The organism is Streptomyces atratus (genome assembly GCF_014648655.1).
Taxonomy (GTDB): domain Bacteria; phylum Actinomycetota; class Actinomycetes; order Streptomycetales; family Streptomycetaceae; genus Streptomyces; species Streptomyces atratus.
Genome location: NZ_BMRN01000027.1, coordinates 40476 through 62859 on the forward strand (window position 1 = coordinate 40476; position 22384 = coordinate 62859).

At 71.4% G+C, this 22384-nt stretch carries 9 protein-coding genes and 4 pseudogenes; 8 read left to right on the forward strand and 5 right to left on the reverse strand.

From position 1 onward, the window contains the following. Positions 1-41: 41 nt before the first annotated feature. Together IEZ15_RS30490 and IEZ15_RS30495 are read left to right on the forward strand one after the other, a co-directional pair. Positions 42-6131: an SDR family NAD(P)-dependent oxidoreductase gene (locus IEZ15_RS30490; protein ID WP_373302645.1), complete on the forward strand. Its 6090-nt coding sequence runs from the start codon at positions 42-44 to the stop codon at positions 6129-6131. A gap of 48 nt (positions 6132-6179) precedes the next feature. Continuing rightward, on the forward strand, positions 6180-12794 hold the full coding sequence (locus IEZ15_RS30495) for a polyketide synthase (RefSeq protein ID WP_189280252.1): 6615 nt from the start codon (positions 6180-6182) through the stop codon (positions 12792-12794). 367 nt (positions 12795-13161) lie between these two features. Here the strand turns inward: IEZ15_RS30495 and IEZ15_RS45225 are convergent. After that, positions 13162-13379, reverse strand: a pseudogene (locus IEZ15_RS45225) (ISAzo13 family transposase); the annotation flags it as partial. A 166-nt stretch (positions 13380-13545) separates the two neighbouring features. Between IEZ15_RS45225 and IEZ15_RS30500 the strand changes: the two are divergent. From IEZ15_RS30500 to IEZ15_RS30515, 4 genes are all read left to right on the forward strand, one after another. Continuing rightward, the gene (locus IEZ15_RS30500) at positions 13546-15465 is read left to right on the forward strand and encodes a glycoside hydrolase family 5 protein (RefSeq protein WP_229846193.1); all 1920 of its coding nucleotides are present in this window, start codon (positions 13546-13548) and stop codon (positions 15463-15465) included. A 330-nt stretch (positions 15466-15795) separates the two neighbouring features. Next, positions 15796-15948, forward strand: a complete 153-nt coding sequence (locus IEZ15_RS30505) for a hypothetical protein (RefSeq protein WP_229846194.1) — start codon at positions 15796-15798, stop codon at positions 15946-15948. 390 nt (positions 15949-16338) lie between these two features. Continuing rightward, positions 16339-16707 (forward strand): BlaI/MecI/CopY family transcriptional regulator, encoded by a 369-nt coding sequence (locus IEZ15_RS30510; protein WP_189280255.1) that lies wholly within the window; start codon positions 16339-16341, stop codon positions 16705-16707. Next, positions 16704-17618 carry a M56 family metallopeptidase gene (locus IEZ15_RS30515; RefSeq protein ID WP_189280256.1) on the forward strand — a complete coding sequence of 305 codons (915 nt, stop codon included), beginning with the start codon at positions 16704-16706 and terminating at the stop codon, positions 17616-17618. The genes IEZ15_RS30510 and IEZ15_RS30515 overlap by 4 nt, the downstream gene beginning before the upstream one ends. Before the next feature lie 468 nt (positions 17619-18086). Here IEZ15_RS30515 and IEZ15_RS30520 read toward each other — a convergent pair. From IEZ15_RS30520 to IEZ15_RS30540, 4 genes and pseudogenes are all read right to left on the reverse strand, one after another. Beyond that, a pseudogene (locus tag IEZ15_RS30520) lies at positions 18087-18691 on the reverse strand (rhodanese-like domain-containing protein). Between the two features lie 24 nt (positions 18692-18715). Further along, positions 18716-19459, reverse strand: a complete 744-nt coding sequence (locus tag IEZ15_RS30530; protein WP_189280258.1) for a sulfite exporter TauE/SafE family protein — start codon at positions 19457-19459, stop codon at positions 18716-18718. Beyond that, positions 19456-19815 (reverse strand): rhodanese-like domain-containing protein, encoded by a 360-nt coding sequence (locus IEZ15_RS30535; protein ID WP_189280259.1) that lies wholly within the window; start codon positions 19813-19815, stop codon positions 19456-19458. The genes IEZ15_RS30530 and IEZ15_RS30535 overlap by 4 nt, the downstream gene beginning before the upstream one ends. Before the next feature lie 40 nt (positions 19816-19855). Beyond that, entirely contained in the window at positions 19856-21223 is a 1368-nt protein-coding gene (locus IEZ15_RS30540) for an MBL fold metallo-hydrolase (RefSeq protein WP_189280260.1), read from the reverse strand. Positions 21224-21346: 123 nt separating this feature from the next. Between IEZ15_RS30540 and IEZ15_RS30545 the strand changes: the two are divergent. Further along, positions 21347-21761: pseudogene (locus IEZ15_RS30545) on the forward strand (DUF302 domain-containing protein). Continuing rightward, a pseudogene (locus IEZ15_RS30550) lies at positions 21719-21946 on the forward strand (metal-sensitive transcriptional regulator). The pseudogenes IEZ15_RS30545 and IEZ15_RS30550 overlap by 43 nt, the downstream one beginning before the upstream one ends. The last annotated feature ends 438 nt before the right edge of the window (positions 21947-22384 follow it).

The following is a 22384-nucleotide window of genomic DNA, read 5'->3' on the forward strand; positions in this document are numbered from 1 at the left end:
CGGAGGCGTCAGCGGCAGCCGTCCGGCCCCGGGGAGACAGCGTGTCCGCCTGCCCCCGTGGGCAGGTGCCCATCGCCGTGGTCGGTGTCGGCGCCCTGGTGCCCGGCGCGACGGACGCGGCAGGCTACTGGCGGATCCTGACCGGCGGCCGGGACCTGATCACTGAAGTGCCGGCCTCCCGCTGGCTGGTGGCGGACCACTACGACCCCGATCCGGCCGCCCCCGACAAGACGTACGCCCGCCGCGGCGCGTTCCTGCCGGAGGTGGACTTCGACCCGTTGGCGTACGGTGTGCCGCCCGCCAACCTGTCGGCGACGGACACCTCCCAACTGCTCGCCCTGATGGTCGCCGACCAAGTGCTGATCGATGCCGGCGGTCTGTCGGGCATGGACCGGGACCGGGTCGGCGTCGTCCTCGGCGCGGCCTCCCTGGAGCTGCTCCCGCACATGTACGGGCGCGCACACCGCCCGGTGTGGCTGAAGGCGCTGCGGGAGAGCGGTCTCGCCGAGGCCGAGGCGCAGGCCGTGTGCGATCGCATCTCGGCGCACTTCAGCCCGTGGCAGGAGTCGACCTTCCCCGGCCTGCTCGGCAATGTCGTCGCGGGCCGGATCGCCAACCGGTTCGACCTGCACGGCACCAACCACACCACCGACGCCGCCTGTGCCAGCTCCCTGGCGGCACTGTCCACGGCAGTCGGTGAGCTGACCCTCGGGCGGACCGACCTGGTGATCAGCGGCGGTGTGGACACCGGGAACGACATCGGCATGTTCCTGTGCTTCTCCAAGACGCCCGCGCTCTCCCGCACCGGTGACTGCCGTCCGTTCTCGGATGCGGCGGACGGCACCATGCTCGGCGAAGCGGTCGTCATGTACGCACTGAAGCGACTGTCCGACGCGGAGCGGGACGGCGACCGGATCCACGCGGTGATCCGGGGCATCGGCACCTCGTCCGACGGCAGGGGTACGGCGATCTACGCGCCGCTTCCCGACGGTCAGGCACGGGCTCTGCGACGCGCCTACGAGGAGGCCGGCTACGGTCCGCAGACCGTGGAACTGGTCGAGGCCCACGGGACCGGCACGAAGGCCGGGGACACCGCCGAACTGACGGCGCTGCGCGAGGTGTTCGAGGAGACGGGACGTACGGACGGGCAGTGGTGCGCGATCGGCTCGGTCAAGTCGCAGATCGGCCACACCAAGTGTGCGGCGGGCGCGGCGGGGCTGCTCAAGGCGGTCATGGCCCTGCACCACAAGGTGCTGCCGCCGACCATCAAGGTCGACCGGCCGATGCCGGCGGCAGCCGCCCCGGACGGCCCGTTCTACGTCAACACCGAGGCCCGGCCGTGGGTGCGGTCCGCCGGTCATCCGCGCCGGGCGTCGGTGTCGAGCTTCGGCTTCGGGGGCAGTAACTTCCACGTCACGCTGGAGGAGTACGTGCCCTCGGGCACCCTGGCCCGGGTGCCGCCGCGCCATCGCTCCGCACCGAGCGAACTCGTCCTGTTCAGCGGCGCGTCGCCGTCCGACCTGGTGCCGCCGGAAGCGTACGACGACCGTCCGCTGGCCGCGCTCGCCCGGGAGAGCCACAGCGCGTTCTCGCCCACCGATCCGGTGCGGCTGGCCGTCGTCGCCACGGACACCGAGAACCTGAGGGAGAAGTACGCGCTGGCGCTCACGCTGATCCGGCAGCGGCCCGGCACGGCGTTCTCGACACCGAACGGTGTCCGGTACGCCTTCGGGGATCCCGTGCCCGGCCGTCTCGCGTTCCTGTTTCCGGGGCAGGGATCCCAGTACATCGGGATGGGCGCCGGCCTCGCGATGCTGTCACCGGCCGCCCAGGCCGTGTGGGACCGGCTGGGCGGCACCAGGTTCGACGGGCGGCCCCTGCACCGGTTGGTGTTTCCGCCGCCCGCCTTCGCCGACAAGGAACGCGCGGCCCAGGCCGCGCGTCTGGCCGCCACCGAGTGGGCGCAGCCCGCGCTCGCGGTGCACGCGCTCGCCCTGCTGGCCGTACTGCGGGGTCTGGGGCTGCAACCGGACTGCGTGGCGGGCCACAGTTTCGGTGAGCTGGTGGCGCTGCACTGCGCGGGTGCCCTGGACGCCGATGCGCTGGTCGGTCTGGCCCGCAGGCGCGGTGAGCTGATGCGGGACGCGGCCGGCGTACCGGGCGCGATGCTGGCCGTGGCGGCGGACCGCGAGCACGTGGTGGCGGTGCTGGCCGGTGAAGAGTTCGGCGACATCTGGCCGGCCAACCTCAACTCCCCGCTTCAGGTGGTGCTTTCGGGTACGAGGGAGGCTGTCGCACGCGCCGAGAAGGCGTTCGCGGCCGAGGGTGTCGGCACACGCCGGCTGACCACTTCGACCGCTTTCCACAGCCCGCTGGTCGCCCCGGCCGGTGAGCCGCTCGCCGCGTTCCTGCGTACGGTCCCGCTCACGGAGCCCCGGATCGAGGTGTACGGCAACGCGGACGCGGAACCGTACCCGTCGTCGCCCGACGGGGTACGCCGCCGGATCGCCGACCACCTGGCCTCACCTGTGCTCTTCCAGGACCAGATCGAGGCGATGTACGCGGCAGGGGTGCGGACCTTCGTCGAGGTCGGCGCGGGCACCGCGCTGACCGGCCTGGTCGGACAGATCCTGGGTGGCCGCGAGCACGCGGCCGTCCCCCTGGACCGGGCGGACCGGTCCGGGGTCAGCACCCTGCACACCGCGCTCGGTGAACTCGCCGTACGCGGTATCCCTCTGGACTTCGAATCCCTCTGGGCGCCGTACGCCTCGCCCGGAACCTCAGTGAAGGAGCGCAAGCCCCGGATGACCGTGCAGATCAGCGGAGCCAACTACGGTCGGCTCTACCCGCCCCGCACCGGAGCCGCCGAACCGCAGCCGCCCGTGCCCGCGCCGGAACGCATGCCGGAAAGCCACCCGCATCCCGCCCCCGCCCCCTCGTCCGACATCCTGGCGGTTCCCATGTCCGCATACGCACCCGCTCCCGCCCACACTCCGGAGCCGTCGGCCCACGGGACGGCGCCCGCCCAGGAACCGGAGCCCGCGTACGGAGCCGAGCCGTCGCACGACCCCGTGCCCGTCTACGACCCCGCGCCCGCGTACGGCGCCGAGCCCGATGCCGACCTCGGCCCCGGGTGGTATGCCGCGGTGGAGAGCGTCCAGCGGCAGACGGCACAGGCCCACGCGGCCTGCCAACGCATGCTGACCGACAGCCATATGGCTTTTCTGCGGATGACCGAGACCACCCTGGCCGCGATGCTCGGGGCACCGGGCGTCGGCGCCGTGCTCGACGCCCCGGCTCCCCCGGCACCGCTGCCGCTCCCCCGTCCTTCGGCACCCCGGCGGGCCCCGGCACCCGCGACACCGCCCCCGGCAGCGGTCGCCGTGCCCGCCTCCGTACCCGCAGGGCCCACCTTCGTACCCGCAGGGCCCGGCGAGATGCCGTCGCCCGCACCGGTCGCCGCCGAGGAACGGGCCCCGGCCGCCGTCCCGGTGGCCCCCTCGGCACCGGCCGCCGATGCCGCGCCTCTGTCGGCGCCGGAACTGGAGGAACTACTGCTCTCGGTGGTGGCCCGGCTCACCGGCTACCCGACGGAGATGCTCAACGTGGACATGGAGTTGGAGGCGGATCTGGGAGTCGACTCGATCAAGCGCGTCGAGATTCTGTCGGCCGTACGCCAGAGGGTGGGCGACGTGGCGACGGGAGACATCGGACAGCTCGGTAAACTCCGCACGCTGCGCGAGATCGTCGAGGCGCTCACCGCGGCCGACCGGACGCCGGGGGCCCCGGCGCCGGATTCACCTGCCGTGACCGGACCCCCCGCCGTCCCGGAGATCCCCGCCATGCGCACCGGGTCCGGGCTGAAGACGGTGCTGACGAGGCTGGTGCAGCGCGCGGTGGAGTCACCGGCGTCCGGCCTGGCGACGGCAGGGCTCCTGGACGGGCCGCTCGTGGTGACGGGCGGGGGCGCCGACGGCGACGCGATCACCGCCCTCGTCGCGCGGAAGCTGGCGGAGCACGGCGTGGACGCCACCGCCGTGGCGGAGGTGCCCGAGGACGCGCGCGGAGTCGTGCACCTCGGCGGGCTGACCGGGGACGGCACGCCGGACCATGCGCGGGAGGTCCACCGGTCGGTGTTCCGCGCGGCGCGCGCGGTGGCGGCACAGGCCGCCGAACGGGGCGGACTGTTCGTGGCCGTGCAGGACACCGGAGGCGACTTCGGGCTCGACGGCCACGCACCCGACCGCGCGTGGCTGGGCGGCGTCGCCGGTCTGACCAGGACCGTGGCGAAGGAGTGGCCGGGTGTCTCGGTCAAGGCCGTCGACTGCGAGCGGGGCGGTCGGAGCGACGAGGAGGTCGCCGAGGCGATCGTGCGGGAACTGCTGGAAGGCGGCCCTGACCCGGAAACAGGTCTCCGCGCGGACGGCACCCGCACCACCCTGCGGACGGTACCCGCGCCGGTGATGCCCGGCAGCACCCGGCGGATCACCTCGGAGTCGGTGATCGTGGCCACCGGAGGGGCCCGCGGGGTGACCTCCGCCGCGCTGCTGGACCTGGCCAGGACCCATCGTCCGCGGATCGTGCTGCTCGGCAGGACGGCACCGGCTCCTGAGCCCGCAGGGCTCGCGTCGGCCGCCGACGAACCGGCGCTCACCCGGCTGCTCGCCGAGCGTTCGGCCGAGGGCGCGGAGAACTCCTCGCCCGCCCGGATCGCGGCGCGGGCCCGGGAGATCCTGGCCGCGCGCGAGGTGCGGGCGACGCTGGATGCGCTGGAGGCGGCGGGATCCCTCGTCCGGTACGTCCAGCTGGACGTCCGCGACGGCGACGCCGTCGCCGCCGCACTGCGCGACGTACGTGACGCGTGGGGGCCGGTCACCGGCATCGTGCACGGTGCGGGAGTACTGGCCGACAAGCGGATCGCCGACAAGACCGACGAGCAGGTCGAGCAGGTGATGTCCACCAAGGTGGACGGTCTGCGCGCGCTGCTGGCCGCGACGGCGGACGATCCGCTGGACGTGATCTGCCTGTTCTCCTCGGTGGCCGCCGTGTTCGGCAACGCGGGGCAGAGCGACTACGCCATGGCCAACGAGATCCTGGGTCAGGTCGCGTCGGCGGAGCAGGCCCGCCGCCCCGGCTGTCTGGTGCGGTGCGTCGCCTGGGGGCCGTGGCGCGGCGGCATGGTCACGCCCGCTCTGGCCGGGCATTTCGGCCGGTCCGGGGTTCCGCTGATCCCTCTGGAGCAAGGGGCGGCCGCTTTCACGGCCGAGCTGGACGGCACAGCCGGTGAGGCCCGCGTCGTCCTGGTGGCCGGGGACGATCCGGCGGCCCTGTCCCCGGCCGGCGATCCACGTCCGGCTCAGCTGCTGGTCCGGGCGGACAACCTGCCGCAGCTGGCCGACCACGCGCTCACCGGGGTTCCCGTGCTGCCCGTGGCGATGGTCCTGAACTGGTTCGCGGGGGCGGCCACCGCCTGGCTGCCGGGTGCCGGCCCACTCGTCCTGCGCGACCTGCGGGTGTACCAGAAGTGCACCCTGCCCGAACTGGCCGGCACAGGCCACCGGCTCACCGTGCACGGCAGCCGGGGCGCGGCCGGTTCATCGACGGGGCTGGAGGCGGAACTGCGCGGGGAGAGCGGGGTGGCGTACTTCCGGGCCGTGCTGGACACCGGGACCGAAGAGCCGGATCCGGCCACGTGGGACAGCCCGGACGGCCTCAAGCCGCTGGACCGCACCGAGTTGTACGACGGGGAGAGCCTCTTCCACGGCCCCCGCTTCCACTCCGTCCGCTCGCTGCACGGTGTTTCGGAGCACGGAGCCGAGGCGATCGTCGCGGGCGTGCGCGACTTGGAATGGTCCGGTGAGCACTGGCCGCTCGACCCGGCCGCCCTGGACGGCGCGCTCCAACTCGCCCTGCTCTGGGCGCAGGAGGTAGTCGATGCGGCGACGCTGCCGATGGCCGTCGCGGAGTGCAGGGTGTACCGGCGCGGCCCGGTGGACGGCACGGTGCGGTGTGTGCTGCGAGCCCGGAAGGTTCACAGCACGGGGGCGCGCTGCGATGCGGCGCTGATCGACGCCGATGGAGCCGTCCGTCTGGAACTGCTCGGCGTGGAGCTCGTCCGCCGCCCCTCCTGAGCCCGGCCCCTTTGAACCAGCCCCGCCCTGCCGTGAAGTGAGACCTGCATGGAATTCGAACCGATCGCCGTCGTCGGCCGCGGCTGTGTGCTGCCCGACGCACTCGATCCGGACACGTTCTGGGACAACATCGCCGCGGGCCGCACCAGCCTGTCGGCCATCCCTGAGGGCCGGTGGCGGCTGCCGCACCACTGGGCCATGGGCTCGGTGGACGACCACCTCGACCGCACCTGGACCGATGTCGGCGGGTACGTACGGGGGTTCGAGTCCGTCTTCGACCCCGGCGGTTTCCGAATCGCCCCGGAGCGGATCCTGTCGCTGGACCCGCTCTTCCACTGGGTCATGTACGGGGTCCGGCAGGCACTCATGGAGGCGGGCCGCGCGGGCCCTCTGCCGCGCGCGGGGCTGGTGCTGGGAAACCTGTCCTATCCCACGCCCGCAGGGGCGGCTCTTGCCGAGCACGTCTGGCTGTCCGCCCAGCGGCCGCCGCTTCGTGACGCCCTGCTGACGGGAGTGCACCGGCAGCGGCCCGACGCGCGGAATCGCTTCTCGTCCGGGCTGCCCGCCCACCTCGCGGCCCGAGCCCTCGGGCTGGGCGCGGGCGCGTGGTCCCTCGACGCCGCCTGCGCGTCGTCGCTGTATGCCATCAAGCTGGCGTGCGACCGGCTGCACGACGGCACGGCGGACCTGATGGTGGCCGGTGCGGTCAGCCGGGCGGACCCCCTCTATCTGCACGTCGGCTTCTGCGGGCTGTCCGCGACGAGCCGCACGGGGCGCAGCCGGCCCTTCCACCAAGACGCGGACGGGCTGGTGCACGGCGAGGGCGCCGGGTTCGTCGCCCTGATGAGGCTGTCCGAGGCCCGCACCGCCCATCTGCCCGTGCTCGGTGTGATCCGCGGTGTCGGGTTGTCCAACGACGGGCGCGGCGCCGGGTTGATCAGCCCGTCGGAGGAGGGCCAGGTTCGGGCCATGCGCCTGGCGTACGACGCGGCGGGCGTCGCGCCCGAGACCGTGTCACTCGTCGAGTGCCATGCGACGGGGACGCCGGTCGGGGACGCGGTGGAGGCGCGCGGCATGGCCCGGGTCTTCGGGACCGGTGACGACGTGCCCATCGGTTCGGTGAAGTCGAACGTCGGGCACCTGCTGGCCTCGGCGGGCGTGGCCGGGCTGCTGAAGGTGCTCGGCGCGCTGCGTGCGGGGGTCCGTCCGGCGACGCTCGGCGCACAGCGGCCGCTGGAGGCGCTGGCGGGCACGCCGTTGCGGGTGCTGACCGCGCCGGAACCATGGTCCGGGCCGCGCCGGGCGGCGGTGAGCGCGTTCGGGTTCGGCGGGACCAACGCCCATCTGGTGGTGGACCTTCCGGACGGCGACCCGGTGTCCGCCGTATCGCGGCCGATCCGCCCGGCCGCCGCCGTGACCGCCCCGACCCGGGTGCGGGAATCGCCGGGCGGCCGTACGCCGGTGGCGATCGTCGCCCTCGGCGCCCGAGTCGGCGACGGGAGGTGTACGGAGGACTTCCGGCGGGCGGTGCTGGGCGGTGAGCGGCGTGGCCCCGCCCCCGGGATCGCCGTGGAATTGAGGGACCTGTGCTTCCCGCCGCTGGCCCTGGAGCGGACGGTGCGCCATCAGCTCCTGGTGCTGGAGGCCGCCCGGGAGGCCGTCCGGTCGGTGTCCCTGCCCCGGGAGCGGACCATGGTGGTCATCGGCATGGGGGTGGATCCCGAGGTGGCCCGGGCGGGCGCCCGCTGGAGGGTTCCCCACTGGCTGGAGCAGGCCGGGCTTGCCGCCACACCCGAGTCGGCGGACCTCGCCCGGGACGCGTTCCTGCCGCCCGTGACCGCGGAGGGGGTGGTGGGCACCATGCCGAACCTGGTGGCGAACCGGATCAGTACCCAACTCGACCTGGCGGGACCGGGTTTCGCGGTCTCGGCGGAGGAGGCGTCCGGGCTGGTGGCGCTGGAGCTCGCGGCCCGGGCCGTCCGGTCGGGGGAGGTCGACGCCGCGCTCGTCGGTGCCACCGACCTGTCCTGCGAGGCGGTGCATCAGACCGCCCAGCGGGATCTCGGCCGCGAGGACGAACCGGGGGACGCCGCCGTTGTCCTGGTCCTCAAGTCCTTGGACACCGCGCGCAGGGACGGCGACACCGTCGTCGCCCTGCTCGACGAGGAAGCCACCGGCGCTCCCGACGTGGTCATCGGGGACGGCCCTGACGCGTTGTTCGATCCGGCGTCGACCTTCGGGCGCGCTCACGCCGCGTACGGGCTGGTCGCGGTCGCGGTCGCGGCGCTCTCGCTCCAGCACCGCGCGGTGCCGCGTCCGGGCCGTCCTGCGGATACCGCGGCCGTCGCGCGCACCGCGAAGGCCGCGGTGACACCGTTGGAAGGGCCCACCGCGAGTGTCCGGCTGCGCGCGGGGGACGCCCGGCCGTGGCTGCGCGGCCGGGCTCCGCGCCTGCACGTCTTTTCCGGGGTCGACCGCCGGGAGGTGCTGGCCGCGCTGGAGTCCGGTGCGGAGTCCGACGCCGGACCGGCCCGGCTGGCACTCGTGGCCGACGACGACGCGTTGCCGGGCCGGAAGGAGGCCGCCCGCCGCTGGCTGGCCGCGGGCGGAGCCCGTCCGGCCGATGTGTTGTACCGGGACAGGCCGGTCACGGGGCAGACCGCGTTCGTATACACCAACGGCTCGGCAGCGTACCCGGGTATGGGCCACGAGCTGATGCTCGCGCTGCCGTCGCTCGGCGAGGCCGTCCGTGCCAGGCACGGGGCGATCGGTGCACGGCTGCGGTCCCGGGCGGAGCGCGGAGTGCTCGACCAGATCTGGGATGCCGCCGAACTCGCCGTCCACCAAACCGTGTTCACCCGGGAGGTGCTCGGGCTCCGGCCACAAGCCGCTCTCGGGTACTCCTCGGGCGAGTCGGCCGCCCTGGTGGCGCTGGGTGCCTGGCCGGACGCCGCAGGGCTGTACGACGCCACCCGGGACAGCGGTCTGTTCACGACCGAACTCACCGGTGAAATGCGGACGGTGCGGCGCCACTGGGAGCGTCTGGGCGTCGAGGGCTGCCGCTGGTCGAGCTATCTGGTCAGTGCGCCCCTGGAAGCGGTCCGTGCCGAGCTCGCCGCCGAGGTCGCAGTCCATCTGATGGCGGTGAACGCCCCCGGAGTCTGCGTCATCGGCGGCGAGTCCCGCGCGTGCGCGGCCGTCGTGGCCAGGATCGGCGCCGACCGCGCGATCGAGCTCGACTACGACATGGCCGCCCACGCACCGGAGTTGGCGGAGATCCGAGAGGTATGGCGTGCGGTCCACCGTCGTCCGACCGTCGACGTGCCCGGTGTGCGGTTCTACAGCGGGGCCACCGGGCAGTCGTACCGGCCGACGGCAGAGCGGGCCGCCGAGGCGCTCACCGCGCAGGGACTGAACACGATCGACTTCGCGGCCACGGTCGAGCAGGCGTGGGCCGACGGTGTCCGGGTCTTCGTGGAGCACGGGCCGCGCAAGCTGTGCACCGGCTGGATCAAGCGGGTACTCGGCGACCGGGACCATGTGGCCGTCGCGCTCGATACCCCGGGCGACACCGGGCTGCGGCAGCCCTGCCTGGCGGTGGCCGAACTCGTCGTCGCGGGTGTGCCGGTACACGCAGACGAGTTGTTCGCCCGGCTCGCGGAAGCCGCCACGGAGGTCCCGCGTCCCGGGCCCACCGTCACCGTGCCCGTACTCGCGCCTCCGTGTCTGCCGCCACTGGAGCCGGCCCTGGTAACCCTGCCCCGGGCCCCCGAGCTGGCGCCGGTACCGGACCTGGAGGCCGGCCGGCCCGACGCACCGGGCGGCGCTGCCGTGGCCTGCCCCGGTACGGCGGGGCCGCGCCCCCTGCCGGACGTCCGGCCGACAGGCTCGGACGGGCGCGATCCGCGGGCGGCGGGCGCCCGCGCCGCAGTCCTCCGGCAGAGCCTACGGGTCGCCGCGCTGCACCAAGAGATCACCGCCGGGCACGCCGAGGCCCATCAGCGGTTCCTGCAGATGTCCGCTCTTGCCGTCACCGTGCTGCGGAGCACCGTGCCCGTTCCCGTACAGCCACCGGGCCCCCCTGCCCCGCGTCCGACCGCCGGGCCGCCGCCGGTCCCCGTACGGCCCGCGCCCCGCTCGGCGTTCCTGCCCGCTCCCCCGCCGGAAGCAGCACCCGCACCACTCCTGAGGCCGGGGCCGAAGTTCGACCGCGCCCAGTTGGAGCACCTCGCCTCCCGGGAGATCTCCACGCTGTTCGGCCCGCGATTCGCCGAGCAGGACGCGTACGCGGTGCAGACGCGGATGCCCGAGCCGCCGATGCTGTTCACGGACCGGGTCACCGGTATCGACGCCGTGCCGGCGGCGCTAGTCGCGCCCGGCCCGGTGCGCACCGACGGGACGATCTGGACGGAGACCGATGTCCGGCCCGACAGCTGGTACCTGGACTCCACCGGGCGTATGCCGGCCGGGCTGCTGATCGAGGCGGGCCAGGCGGATCTGCTCCTGCTCAGCTGGCTGGGCGTGGATCTCCTCAACCGGGGGGAGCGCGCCTATCGGTTGCTGGGATGCGAGGTGACGTACCACGGCGGCCCGCCGGAAGCGGGCGACACCCTGCGCTACGAGATCCACATCGACGGCCACGCGGAGCACGAAGGCGTCCGGCTGTCCTTCTTCCACTACGACTGCTACGTGGACGGCGAACTCCGGCTCAGCATCCGCGAGGGCCAGGCCGGGTTCTTCACTCCCGAGGAGCTCGCCGGCAGCGGCGGTGTGCGGTGGGATCCCGCCGAGCGGCCGCCCGGCGACGACCTGCCGTTCGACCCGCCCGCAGTGCGCTGCGGACGGACCTACTTCGACGCGGACCGGGTGCGGGCCCTGGCCCAGGGGCGGCCGGCGGACTGCTTCGGCCCCGGCTGGGAGGCGACGGCGGCCCACGTCCGCTCGCCTCGGCTCGACGACGGCAAACTGCGGCTGCTCCACGAGGTGACCGCGTTCGACCCGGCCGGAGGGCCGTGGGGCCGCGGCTATCTGCGGGCCGAGACCCCGCTGTCGCCGGACGACTGGTTCTTCGCGGGGCACTTCAAGAACGACCCCTGTATGCCGGGCACCCTGATGCTCCAGGGTGGTCTCCAGGCGATGGCGTTCTACCTGGCGGCCATGGGCTTCACCGTGAACCGGGACGGCTGGCGTTTCGAGCCCGTCGGCGGTCACCCCTGCAAGGCGATGTGCCGCGGCCAGGCGACCCCGGCCGGCCGACGGGTCGTCTACGAGGTGTTCGTGCGCGGCGTCTCGGCCGGGCCGGTGCCGACGCTGTACGCCGATGTGCTGGGCTCGGTGGACGGGGCGAGAGCATTCCTGGGCCGGGACGTGGCGCTGCGGCTCGTACCCGACTGGCCGCTGTCGCACTGGCGGCGCTCGGGCCCGCCCGTTGTGCAGGGCAGCGGTACACCGGTGCCGCTCCCCCTGCTCGGCGGGCTGGCCGGGCACCGGGAGAAGAAGCCGATGGCGACGGCAGCCGATGGATTCCCCTTCGACTACACCTCGTTGCTGGCGTGTGCCTGGGGCAGACCGAGTGAGGCATTCGGTACCGCGTACGAGCCCTTCGACAGCACCCGTAAGGTCGCGCGGCTTCCCGGTCCCCCCTACCACTTCATGAGCCGGATCGTCTCGGTGGACGGTCCGCAGGCCGGTATGCAGGAGGGCAGCAGTGTCGTCGCGGAGTACGACGTGCCCGCGCGGGCCTGGTACTTCGAGCAGAGCGGCGGCCGTACGATGCCGTTCGCGGTCCTGATGGAGATCGCGCTGCAACCCTGCGGGTGGCTGGCCTCGTACGTGGGCAGCGCGTTGACCACCGACACGGATCTGCTGTTCCGCAACCTCGACGGGGCGGGAACGGTCACCGGTGAGGTCACTCCGGCGACGGGTACGGTCCGCACCCATGCTGAACTGACCCGTGTCTCCCGGAGCGGGGACATGATCATCGAGTCGTTCCAGGTGAGATGCACGGCCGACGGCGTGCCGCTGTTCGAACTCTCCACGGTCTTCGGCTACTTCCCGCCATCGGCCTTCGACCACCAGCAGGGCCTCACGGCGTCGGCCCAGGACCGGGCCCGTCTCGACGAGCCGTGCGACCGTGTGGTCGATCTGACCGCCCGGCCCGCTCGTTACTGCGCCGGGGAACCGCGGCTGCCGGGCCCCATGCTGCTGATGCTCGACCGGATCACCGGTTCCTGGCCGGACGGGGGCGGCATGAGGCTCGGGCGGCTGCGGTCGGAGAAGGACGTGGTCCCGGACGAGTGGTTCTTCCGGGCCCATTTCTTCCAGGACCCGGTGCAGCCGGGGTCGTTGGGCGTCGAGGCCATGTGCCAGCTGCTCCAGTATCATCTGCTCGAGCGCGGCGCGGCGGACGGCATTCCACGCCCCCGGTTCGAGCCGGTGCTGCCCGGCCGCGAGACGACCTGGACCTACCGCGGCCAGATCACCCCGGCCAACCGGCTGATCCGAGTGGACATGGACATCGTGGAGAGCGGCACGGACGCACGGGGGCCCTACGCCACGGCGGACGCGTCGCTGTGGGGCGATGACACGTGCATCTACCGGGTGCGCGGGCTGGGCATGCGTGTGGTGTCCGACGCGGCTCCCGGACCCTCACCCGCTCCATGACGCGAGTGCCCGGTCGAGGGCTGGGCACTCGCCGTGGCGCCCGCACCGCACCTGACAAGGCTGCTCCGGTGCGGGTGGAGGAGTTGCGAGCCGGGTTCGAACGTGTGCGGGCGGCACTGGTGGAGGCGGAAGAGTTACTGAATCACCGGGTGATCGGCCTGGAACAGTATCTGGAGGCACTGGCGGAACAGGAGGCTCCAGTCGTGTCCGAGGTCGTCGGACCGGCTGTCGTCGAGATTCCGGTGCCAACTCACCGGATCCAGAAGCACGTTCGACCAGGAACGACCGCACCTTCGGAAAGGCAACGGCGTGTCAGAGGGCATGAGGGCCCCGGATGACTCACCGAGGCCCTCGCTGCGCGCCGAAAGATCTTGTTGCTGCGCTCGCTGGTTTGGGCGAGGACCCGAGCCCGGAGGGCTGCGAGGACGATAGGGGCGTCGTCGCGGGTGAGATGGTGATGTCGTTGTACCTTGAGCGGTTTCCTGGTCTTCAGGAGGGCGCGGTGCATGGCGGTCCGGCTGCTGCCGAACAGTACGGCGAAAGGTCTGCGGCCAGGCCGACCCGTAGATGGAGCACCCACAGCAGGCAACCTCAACCATCGGCACATCGTCACCGTGTACAACTTCGGGATCGGCCTGCACACTGGGCATCCCTTGATCTGTCGTGTCATGGTGTCCGCGGTGCACGGCGCCGATCCGGCCTGCAAACAGCACCATCCCCCTTATCCGTTCACTGTCCTCTGGAGGACGCAGTGAGACGAACCCTGGTCCCGGCACTGCTGTCAGGGGCGCTGCTCCTCGGAGCGCTCGGAGCCGCCACGGCGGCTGCTTCCACGGGCACGGCGCCCACGACCCGCATACCGGCTGCGGACAACGCGGACAGTCTGGTCGATGCGTGGACCGCACCCCTGAGTACCCGTGGCCGGTACGTCGTCGACGCCTCCGGCAACCGCTTCAAGCTCAAGTCAGCGAACTGGCAGGGAGCACAGGGGTCCTGGACCGGGTCCGGAGACATCAATGACCCGGCGAACCATCATGACGGCGAGAAGGCCGACGAGATGCCGCTCGGTCTGGATCGCACGCCGATCCAGACGATCCTCGCCGATTTCCACGAACTGGGCGTCAACAGCATCCGCCTGCCGTTCTCGAACGAGATGCTGCACAATCAGCGGCCAGTCTCCGACGCCTCGGTCGCCGCCAATCCACAGCTGCGGGGCAAGACGCCGCTCCAGGTCTTCGACGCCGTCATCGCCGCCACGACGGCGCAGGGCTTCGCGGTGGTCCTCAACAACCACACCAATACCTCACGCTTCTGCTGCGGCCTGGACGGCAACGAGCGCTGGAACACGAGTCAGTCCACCGCTCAGTGGGAGAACGACTGGATCGCCCTCGCCCGCCGCTACAAGGGCAACAAGCGCGTCGTCGGAGCCGACCTCTACAACGAGGTTCGCCGTACTGTCACCGACGACGCCAACTGGAACTGGGGCGACGACCACGACTGGTGGACCGCTTCCCAACGCCTCGGCGACCGGCTCCTGACCGAGGCCAACCCCGACCTGCTGGTGATCGTCGAAGGCATCAACTGGCAGGGTGTCCCCCTCGACGGGATTTCTCATTGGCGCCCCACGCTGGAGCCGGTACGTACGGTGTCGCACACCCTGGTGGCTTCGAACAAGCTCGTGTACTCAGCGCATTTCTACGGGTATACGGGTCCGAATCACACCGGCGCCAGCGGGCTCGGCGAGACCCACGATCCGCGCTATCAGGAGTTGTCCCGCGAAGAACTGTTCGCGACGCTGGACCGCCAGGCGTTCTTCGTCGCCGGTGAGACCGGCCGTCACTTCACCGCGCCGGTGTGGATCAGCGAGTTCGGTATCGGCAGTGACGAGACGAATCCGCAGGCCCGCACGTGGTTCGGTAACTTCGTGGACTATTTGATCGACCGGGACGCCGACTTCGCCTACTGGCCGCTGGTCGGATGGACCGGACACGGTACCTGGTCGATCCTGAACTACGACGCGCAGGGGCGCCGGTCGGGGATTCTCGGCGGCAGTGACTGGCGCGCGGCCCACTGGAGCCGCCTCGTCGGCGCACCGCAGAAGAACGGTCCGGTCGCGGTCGCCGATACGTGGGACATGCTCAACCTCGATCACGCAGACGCGGTCCAGTCACTCCGGTCACGGGCCCGGGGAGACTGGGATCCGGGAGCCCGTAAGGGAGTGTGCCCCGACGGCCAGCGCCTCGCCGGTCTGGCCCACAGGGATGGTCGGGGTCTGTGCACCGACGCCAGTGCTTCCCTGACCGTTCCTGCCGGTGCGCAGTCCACCGTGGTGCGCGACGAACGCCATGTCCAGCAGGGCGACTGGGCCAGTGGATACACCAAGTACCAGTGCGGAGTGAACCAGTTCATCTCCGGGTACAGCGTGCGAGGCCAGGAGGTATCGACGGTGCTGTGCACTCCCGCGGGCCACACACTCGGGTTGAGCGGTCGGACCGTCTGGTTCGACCGTGGAGACAACCGTCCTGCCGGGGAGCCGGGTGGCGAGTTCACCCCGGGCAACTTCAAGGGCCAGTGCCGCACCGATGAGTATGTGGCGGGTATCGCCTTCACCGGCGCCTGGGCCAAGGGGAAGACCCCGGACGCCCTTCTGTGTCGGGAGCTTGAGGGCTGACGTCCGCGATCGGAAGTACCGACAGCGGCGTCCGACGGTCCGCTGGGCTGAGCCCTGTGGTTCCGCGTACGGACCCGAGCAGGCCGAGGGTGTACGAAGCACGAGCCGCGGGTGTGCGTGTGGCGGGGTCACCCCTCCTTGAGGTGGCCTCGCCATTCGGGCGTTCGGGCGCCCTCGTCGCAAGCCTGACTGACGTGGTGGCGCAGGTTGTCAGAGGCGGCCGCGGTCGACGCACCTGATGTCTTCGTGTGTCGACACACCTGATGTCTTTGGTGACGGGATACCACGCACGACGGCGAGGGAATGTCGTGCGGCCACTGCGTTTCGGCAGTGTCGTCCGAGACCGGCCTCCTCGGCGGCGTAGATATCGACCTGCCGAGCGGCGAGGTGACCGTGACCAGCGAGACGCGACTGGCATACGACACAGTTGCGGCTGCCATCGATGAAGCCGACTACGACCTCATCAGCCGTCGGGAGCAGTGAAGCCAGTGCGCAACCCGGCAAAGCAGAGTTGGGAGTGGGCACAAAGGGTCGCAGCTCATCCCGCAATCCACCTCACAGCGGCGGCACTCCTACAGCCGGCCGCCGCGCGGGTGACACCAGCGCCCGGCCAACGAAATTGCGCTGCTCACGCAATGGGCTCAGCCGCCCCTGAAACGTCTCACCACGGTGTCGGCGTTCGCGATCACGAACACGTTGTGCCGCGCAGCTCGCGGCTCAACGGGGCGAGAACAGCGGGCATGACCCGTGTACTCGCCGAGGGACCACTCCGTCGCACACAGGTAGGGTCGGACCGCCGAACGGGCCGTCCTGTACAGGCTGAGATGGCCCTACTATGGAGCTACGTACAACGGCGGCGGAAGGAAGAGGGTCATGCGACGGCTCGGGGAACTCGAGGCGGAGATCATGGACCGTCTCTGGAAGTGGGGTCGCCCTGCCACGGTCCGCGAGGTCGTCGACGACATCAACACCCATCGGCCCATCGCGTACACAACCGTGATGACCGTTGCCAACATCCTGTTCAACAAGGGCTGGCTGCAGCGCAGCAAGCAGGGCCGGGCCTGGCTGTACACACCGGTCCGGAGCCGCGAGGCCTATTCCGCCGCCCTCATGGAGGATGCCCTCGGAACCAGCGAGGACCGCCCCGCAGCGCTGGCACACTTCGTGGAGAAGATGTCCGACGAAGAGGTCGCCGCACTGCGGAAGGCGCTGCGGAACACCGGCGGACGATCCAGGACATGAACGCCGCCCCCGCACTCATCGGCTACGCGGCGGCCATCGGGTTCCTCTCTCCCCGGGTGATGCTGCGGAGCGCCTGGCCGCACCGCGCCCCCGCGCTGGCCGCTGCGACGTGGCAGGCGCTGGCGGCCTCGTTCTCCATTTCGGTGGCACTCGCCGCCTACCACCTCGCCACTCCGACCGAGCACCTCCATGCCGGGGTAATGGGGATTCTTCATTCCTGCGGAGTGGCTCTCGGCGCCGTGGGATCACACGCCCCCACCACGGCCGACCGCCTCGCCGTCGCGCTCCCCGTCGCTGTCGCGCTGGCCCTGGCAGCAGGTTTCGCGTTCCAGGTGGTCCGTGCACGCAGGGCACGTTCCCGCCACCGTGCGGTCCTCGACATGGTCGGCCGCCGGTCACACCGGCTGGACGCCATCGTGGTCGAGCACACGGCCGCTGCCGCGTACTGCCTGCCAGGGAGGCACCCACGCATCGTCGTCAGCGGAGGCGCTGTACGCCTGCTCTCCCCCGAACAACTGGACGCCGTCCTGGAGCACGAGAGGGCCCATGTCGCCGGCCGCCATCATCTGGCGCTGGCCGCAGTGGAGGCGTTCTCCATGGTCTTCCTGCGGGTACCACTGGCCCGGCATGCAAGGGAACAGACCGCGCTCCTGCTGGAGATGATCGCGGACGACCGCGCATTGCGTCGCCATTCGCGCGATGTGCTCGCCTCCGCCATGTACGAGATGGCTGCGGCACGAGCCCCCAGGGGCGCGTTCGCCATGGGTGGCGACTCCGCCCTTGTCCGGCTCCAACGAGTACTCGGCCCGCGCCGTGGCACGCACCCCGCCTTGCGGGGCTCCGTGGCCGCGGCTGCGATCACGGTGCCACTGCTCCCTCTGCTCGTCACCTGCCCACTGGGCATCGTGTAGCGGAACCGCTCTCTTCGCCGTCCTCGCGAAGCGACGTGCCACGGAACGCCCCGTTCCTCGCACGCTGCTCGCTGCTCGCTGCTCGCTGCTATGGGCGGCGTACTGGCCACGGGTCGCCCTGGCCACGTGCGGAGGTGGGGAGTCGGACCCGGGCGAAGCCCCGGACTCCGCGCACGTGCGCAAGTGGTCGACTCCGCTGCTTCTTTCGCCCTGACCTATGGACTCCTACGCCCACGGGTGGCCGCCAGCAGAGGGCTTGTTGAGTCCGCGACGGCGTCGGAACCGGGAGAGGAGTGCGGCCGGGATCATCCAGGCCGGGCTGAGCGAGCGGTCTCGGTGGGGCAAGAGGCAGAGCACGTCTGGTGGTGACGGCGAAGGCCTGTGCGACGGAGAGGCTCGCAGCTGCCCCTTGCTGGTGCCACCCGCGGAGGCAGCCACCCGGAGGCAGCTGCCTCGCTGTTGTCGCGGTCAATTCCGTCGCAGGGTGGCGAGGGTGTGGTCCAGAGCGGCTCGGCTGGTGCGGTTGTAGGGGAGCTTTCCGAGCAGGGCGGCCATGGCACAGCTGTTGGTGAGGGCGGAGTAGACGAGGCCTGCCGCGATTCCTGCGGAGAGCAGCTGGAAGGCGGGGTGGATCAACAGGCCGAGAAGCAGGCCGAGGAGGACGACGGAGCCTGCGGTAAGGCGGACCTGGCGGTCCATCGCCCACTTGGGCCGCGCCGTTGTTGTGGTGGGCCGGTGCAGGTCTTCGCCGGTGGAGACCCAGGCTGCAGTCCCGCCTTCCAGAGTCGAAGCGGGAATGCCGTTGCGGGACAGCAGTTCGCAGGCGTTCTGCGAGCGTGCTCCGGAGGCGCAGACCACGAGGAGCTCACTGCGGTCGGCGGCATCGCGCAGGGTCGGCAGGGCGTGGCCTAGGTCGTCGAGGGGGATGTTGTGGGCGCCGGGCAGGTGACCACCGGCGTACTCACCAGGCGTGCGTACATCGATGACGGTCTGCGTACATCGATGACGGTCAGGGAGTGCAGGCGCTCACGGGCGATGTCGGTGGTGAGGGTCGTGTGCATGGTGCGTGTCATGTCTTTCGCATTGGTGCGGGTGGGTCAGATGAGGCTGTCGATGAGCATGAGGGCGGCCACGACCAGCAGGACGTAGGCGAACGCCCGCTGCAAGCCGTTGCCGGAAAGTTTCGCGGCGAGGCGTTTGCCGTCCCAGGCGCCGAGGATCGCGGCTCCGGTGAAGGGTGCGATGACGGCCCAGTCGAGGCCGTCGGCGGTGCCGGTGCGGGTGGCGAGCGCGGCCACCGAGTTGATGGTGATGACCAGGAGGCTGGTACCGACAGCGGCCTTCATCCGCAGGCCGAGCGCGCCGACCAGGGCAGGCACAGCGAGGAATCCCCCGCCTACGCCGAGTACACCGGTGACGGCGCCGAGACCGGCCCCCGCACCGGCGGCCCGCGCCGGTTGCACGGAACTGTCCTCCGCCGAGCGGCCGGGGCGGAGCATGCGCCACGCCGCGAGCGCGGCGATCACCGAGAAGGCGGTGGTCAGGACGGGGGCGGGAATATCGCGGGCCGCGAGTCCACCGAGCATGGCAGGGACGATGCCCGCGGCGGCGAACAACAGTCCGGCCCGCCATCGGACGTGGCCGTCCCGAGCGTGGGCGAGCAGGGAGGTGAGCGATGTCGCGGCGACGATGATCAGGCTGGCGGTAGTGGCGGCGACGGGGCTGAAGCCGAGCAGGTAGATCAGCGCCGGGACGGCCAGGACGCTTCCGCCACCGCCGAGCCCTCCCAGTGCCAGGCCGACTGCGGCTCCGGCCACCAGTGCCAGGATGAGCGCACTCATACGACGGTGCCCGCCGCCCCACGGGCGTCATGGACCGGCAGTCCCTGACGGGCCCAGGCAGCCATGCCACCGGTGACGTCGATCACGTCGAGGCCCCGTTCGGCCAGCAGGCGGGCAGCATGCCGTGAGCGGTTGCCGGAGCGGCAGATCAACACCAGCCGCGGGCCGCCCCCTGCGCCGGGTACATCTACGCCGGCCGTCAGCCGGGACATGGGCAGATGCCGGGCGCCGGGGACGTGCCCGGCCTGCCATTCATCCGCCTCACGCACATCCAGCAGGACGACAGCATGTTCCTGGAGCATGCTGTGGGCTTCGGTGACGCTGAGGCGGCCGGAACCGTGTCGAAGGAGAGACATGTGAAGGCTCCTTTCGGTGTCGGAGAAGGTGTGGGGCGGTTCAGCCGTTGGTACGGACGGTCAGGCCCGCTTCGGCCGCCTGGTCGAAACCGTCGTCCACGGCGACCACGTCACGGCCTGCCGCGTCCAGCAGCGAGGCCGCGATCCCGGCCCGCATGCCGCCGGCACAGTGCACCCAGACGGTTCCGGCGGGAACCTCGTCGATCCGCTGGTGCAGCGTGTGCACGGGGATGTGGACGGAGCCCTCGATGTATCCGCCGGCGCGCTCGGAGTCGCGGCGGACGTCGAGGATCACGGGATCCGCCGCCCCGCGGAGTTCTGCGGCCAGATCGGCGAAGACCGCCCGGCGGAACGACGCCGGAGCCTCACCGGGGCGCAGCCAGTCGGCCGGGCCCCCGGTGGCCGCGGCGGCGGGCCGGTCGATACCGACGCGGACCAGCTCGCGCTGCGCCGCGGCAAGCTGCTGGGCCGACTCGGCGAGCAGGGTGACGGACTTGCCCCACGGGATCATCCACGCGAGGTAGGTGGCGATCTTGCCATCGGCCTCGAAGTTGAACGACCCCGTGACGTGTCCGTCGGCGAACGCGACGCGGTTGCGCAGGTCGACGACCCACTCACCGGCTGCGAGCCGGGCGGCGATCTCCTCGGCGTCCGCGCGGGGCGGCGCGGTCAGGTCGACCGGGTCCGGGCCCGTCGAATTGGCCGGGCCCATGTGCGCGTAGTACGCGGGTACGTCCTCCAGGCCGGCGAGCAGTTCGGCGACGAAGGTGTCGATGTCCTGGGCCAGTGCGGCGTTGACCGTCTTCTCCCGGCCGATGGTGCTCGCGTCGCCCTCGGCCTGCCCGGACGAGCAGAAGCTGCCGAAGCCGTGGGTGGGCAACACCGATGTCGTGTCGGGCAGTTCGGCGGCGAGCCGGTGCGCAGAGGCGTGCTGGGCGCGGGCCAGGTGCTCGGTGAGCCGGGGCTCGACCAGGTCGGGGCGGCCCACGGTGCCGATGAGCAGCGAACCGCCGGTGAAGGCAGCGACGGGGGTACCGCTCTCCTCCAGGACGTAGGCCGTGTGGTGCGGGGTGTGGCCGGGGGTCGCCAGGGCCCGCACGGCTATGCCGTCATCGATCTCGATCACGTCGCCGTCATGGACCGGGACACGGGCGAAGGCGACATGAGCGGCGGCCGGCACCAGATAGGCGGCACCCGTCAGCCGGGCCAGTTCCAGACCGCCGGTCACGTAGTCGTTGTGGATGTGCGTCTCCACGACGTGTGTGATGCGCACGCCTCGCCGCGCGGCGGCCGCGATGAGCTGGTCGATGTCCCGCGGCGGGTCGACCGCCACCGCCGTCAGGGCACCCCCGGCCAGGTAGTGCCGGTTGCCCAGGCCGTCGATCTCAATGGTGTCGACGAAGAACATGCGCCGCTCCCTTCCTCATTCCGATTGAGTACCCCCAGGGGTATTAAATCCAACCGTAACAGATTACCCCTGGGGGTATAGTCGAGTGAGAATCATCCGCTCTTTCCAGCAGCGGAGAGGACCATGGGTTACGACCGCACCGTGCGCGTCCCTGCCGGCTTCGCCCGTACGGTGGCCGCCGCGCGGGAGGCACTCGCCGCAGAAGGTTTCGGCGTACTCACCGATCGACGTGACCGCAACGCTCAGGGCCGAGCTCAACCGTGACATCGAGGACTACCTGATCCTCGGCACGCGCAACCCCCACCTGGCCGCACAGGCCCTCGACGGCGACCGCAGCGTCGGACTGCTACTGCCCTGCAACGTGGCGATTCGCACCGCAGGGCAGTGGACGGCGGTGCAGGCCCTGGACCCCGCAACCATGGTTACCCTGACCGGCCTGGCCGCCATGACTCCGGTGGCCGACGAGAAAGCCGCAGCCCGCGCCGTACTGACCGCCTGCACCGCGCGCAGGGTCAGCCGGCCGGAGTCATCACCATGACCGAGGAAGGCCGGGACTGACGTGACGTGATGACCCAACTCGCCGCCGCCAGCCGCGCACTGGACCGCGCCGGCTTCAAATTCTTCGCCGGCCGGATGCGCGAATGCATGACCACCCCCATCGGCGGCGGCGAACCTCGGATGAACGAAGCGGAGGTGGATAAACCCTTCCTCACCCTGGCCTGACCATCCCGCCCCGCAATCACCGACGACACGCTGGACACCGCCCTACGTTGCCGCGCGAACGACGAAACCGCCGAACGGATCCAGCCCGAACCGATCACCCCACCGGCTCGCACAAGGACGCAACCCAAGCCTGTCGAGCGTCCACCGGCCGCTGGCCAAACACCAGAAGGCGCAGGCGTACTGGGCAACCGCCACTCAAGCACGTACCGACTTTGCGGCCTTTCCCAACGTGACCGCCACCCAGAGTGATTACTCCGCACCACTCACACCTGGCCGACGCAGGTCCCTGGCCCGACGTCCGTCGCGGCGACGTCTCACGGCCCGTCATGGTGCCCTCCGTCGGCGCGATGCGGTCGCCTCGCACACCACCAAGGCAGGCTCGTCATCTTCGGCAAGTACACCCCCGCGCAGCCCCCTCAGCGGCCTCGGCGATCGAAA